The 1,712-nt window shown below is 29.8% G+C and carries 5 protein-coding genes; all 5 read right to left on the reverse strand.

Annotated elements, in window-relative coordinates:
- Window positions 1-64: 64 nt before the first annotated feature.
- Window positions 65-391, reverse strand: a complete 327-nt coding sequence (locus tag U5B17_RS09590; protein WP_430805126.1) for a hypothetical protein — start codon at window positions 389-391, stop codon at window positions 65-67.
- The gene (locus tag U5B17_RS09595) at window positions 388-534 is read right to left on the reverse strand and encodes a hypothetical protein (RefSeq protein WP_430805127.1); all 147 of its coding nucleotides are present in this window, start codon (window positions 532-534) and stop codon (window positions 388-390) included. The genes U5B17_RS09590 and U5B17_RS09595 overlap by 4 nt, the downstream gene beginning before the upstream one ends.
- On the reverse strand, window positions 531-854 hold the full coding sequence (locus tag U5B17_RS09600) for a hypothetical protein (protein WP_430805128.1): 324 nt from the start codon (window positions 852-854) through the stop codon (window positions 531-533). The genes U5B17_RS09595 and U5B17_RS09600 overlap by 4 nt, the downstream gene beginning before the upstream one ends.
- A gap of 133 nt (window positions 855-987) precedes the next feature.
- Window positions 988-1,308 (reverse strand): hypothetical protein, encoded by a 321-nt coding sequence (locus U5B17_RS09605; RefSeq protein ID WP_430805129.1) that lies wholly within the window; start codon window positions 1,306-1,308, stop codon window positions 988-990.
- Between the two features lie 130 nt (window positions 1,309-1,438).
- On the reverse strand, window positions 1,439-1,712 hold a 274-nt coding region (locus U5B17_RS09610; RefSeq protein WP_430805130.1), incomplete at its 5' end, for a hypothetical protein.

A 1,712-nucleotide genomic window follows, 5' to 3' on the forward strand; every position in this document is an offset into this window, starting at 1 on the left:
TCAATATTTGTCATATTATCTTGTATGAATGGTGCTATTGCAAATGAGGTAGACACAATATCGTTTATATCAAAGTTCCGATACCGGGCGTTTCTTTGCAATACTCTTTGCCCGATAATATAATCCATTCTAAAATCCTCTCTGGCTTGTCATCTTTGTTTGTTAAATATCCATAATGGCATCTAGGATCATCTCCCTTAAATTTATAAATATATCTTGTATCATCATATATTTCTCTAAATTCTTTAAGACTTAAAATAATTTTACTATTATGAGGTATCAAAAAAAAATTTCTTTTGTATTTGAAATTATCATAAGTCGCGTTTTTAAAATAGCATCCGTTTGAGAAAAATACCATAATAGCAATTGTTAGAAAAGATATAAATTTCATCTATTGTCCTTTATGTTGTCTAAAATTTCATTTCTTATATTCTTGTTTTGTCGTTTTAAGTCTCTATAAATTTCTATATTAGTCCAGTTGTCTTGCAAAAATGGTGCGATAGCAAATGGTGTAGCTAAAATATTATTTTTCATTGAACCAAAACAAAAGTTTCGGTATCTTTACAATACTCTTTACCAGATAATATAATCCATTCTTGCACTACCTCTGGTTTATCATCTCTGTTTGTTAGATATCCAACAATACATCCTTTTGGATATTCTGATAAATATATGTATCTATTTTCACTATAAACTTTTCTATTTCTAATTCCAAAATTCTTAGGTATATAAGACTTTCCTATGCTGGGATTTAAAACTCTTTCTACAAGTGTTTCATAAGTTGCAGGACCTACAGCACACCCACTAAACACAACTAATAAACTCATTATAAACACAAAATTTTGAGTTTTCATTTATTTCTCTCCATTGCTTTGTTTATAGCTTCATTTCTGATTTGCTTATTGTCCCTTTTTAAATCTTTATAAATGTTAATGTTATACATATTATCTTGAACAAATGGAGCTATTGCAAATGGGGTGGCTGGGATTAAAAGCAGCAAGTCCAAGCTTGTCTATCTTTACAAAATTCTTCCCCTGATAATATAATCCATCCTATAACTCTTTCAGATCTATCATCTCTGTTTGTAAAATAGCCATAAACACATCTTGGATCTTGTCCTTGAAATTTATATATATATCTATTTTCATCGTAAATTTCTTTTAATTTAGGATACTTGATTGGAATAAACACATTTTCAATCTGGCTTTCTCTGTTTTTTTCAAAAAGTTCATAGGTTGCAGGACCCAAATAACAACCACTTGTTGCAATCGCTACACTCACACCAAAAATAAAATTTCTAACTTTCATCTTCTCTCCTTTACTCTATCAATAAATTCATTTCTCATATTCTCATTTTGCTTTTTTAAATCCTTATAAATTTCAATACTTGTCATATTATCTTGAACAAATGGAGCTATTGCAAATGGGGTGGCTGGGATTAAAAACAACAAGCCCAAGCTTGTCTTTGCTTGCAATACTCTTTTCCTGATAATATAATCCACTCTTGAATAACTTCTGGTTTATCATCTTTGTTTGTTAGGTATCCATAGTGACAACCTTTTGGATGTTCAAATTTATATATGTATCTATTTTCATCATAAACCTCTCTAAGATTAGCACGATTATAAGGTGTTAAAATAGCAAGGCTATTGGTGGGTGTTAAAAAGAAATCTCTATTCTCCTTAAAAACCTCATAACTTGGAGCACCTATG

The sequence above is a fragment of the Campylobacter australis genome, assembly GCF_050586305.1.
Classification (GTDB): Bacteria; Campylobacterota; Campylobacteria; order Campylobacterales; family Campylobacteraceae; genus Campylobacter_A.

Excerpts from the sequence above, each read along its gene's own strand:
- U5B17_RS09590 (WP_430805126.1), bottom strand. The coding sequence starts at position 391 with ATGAAATTTATATCTTTTCTAACAATTGCTATTATGGTATTTTTCTCA.
- U5B17_RS09595 (WP_430805127.1), bottom strand. The coding sequence starts at position 534 with ATGAAAAATAATATTTTAGCTACACCATTTGCTATCGCACCATTTTTG.
- U5B17_RS09600 (WP_430805128.1), bottom strand. The coding sequence starts at position 854 with ATGAAAACTCAAAATTTTGTGTTTATAATGAGTTTATTAGTTGTGTTT.
- U5B17_RS09605 (WP_430805129.1), bottom strand. The coding sequence starts at position 1,308 with ATGAAAGTTAGAAATTTTATTTTTGGTGTGAGTGTAGCGATTGCAACA.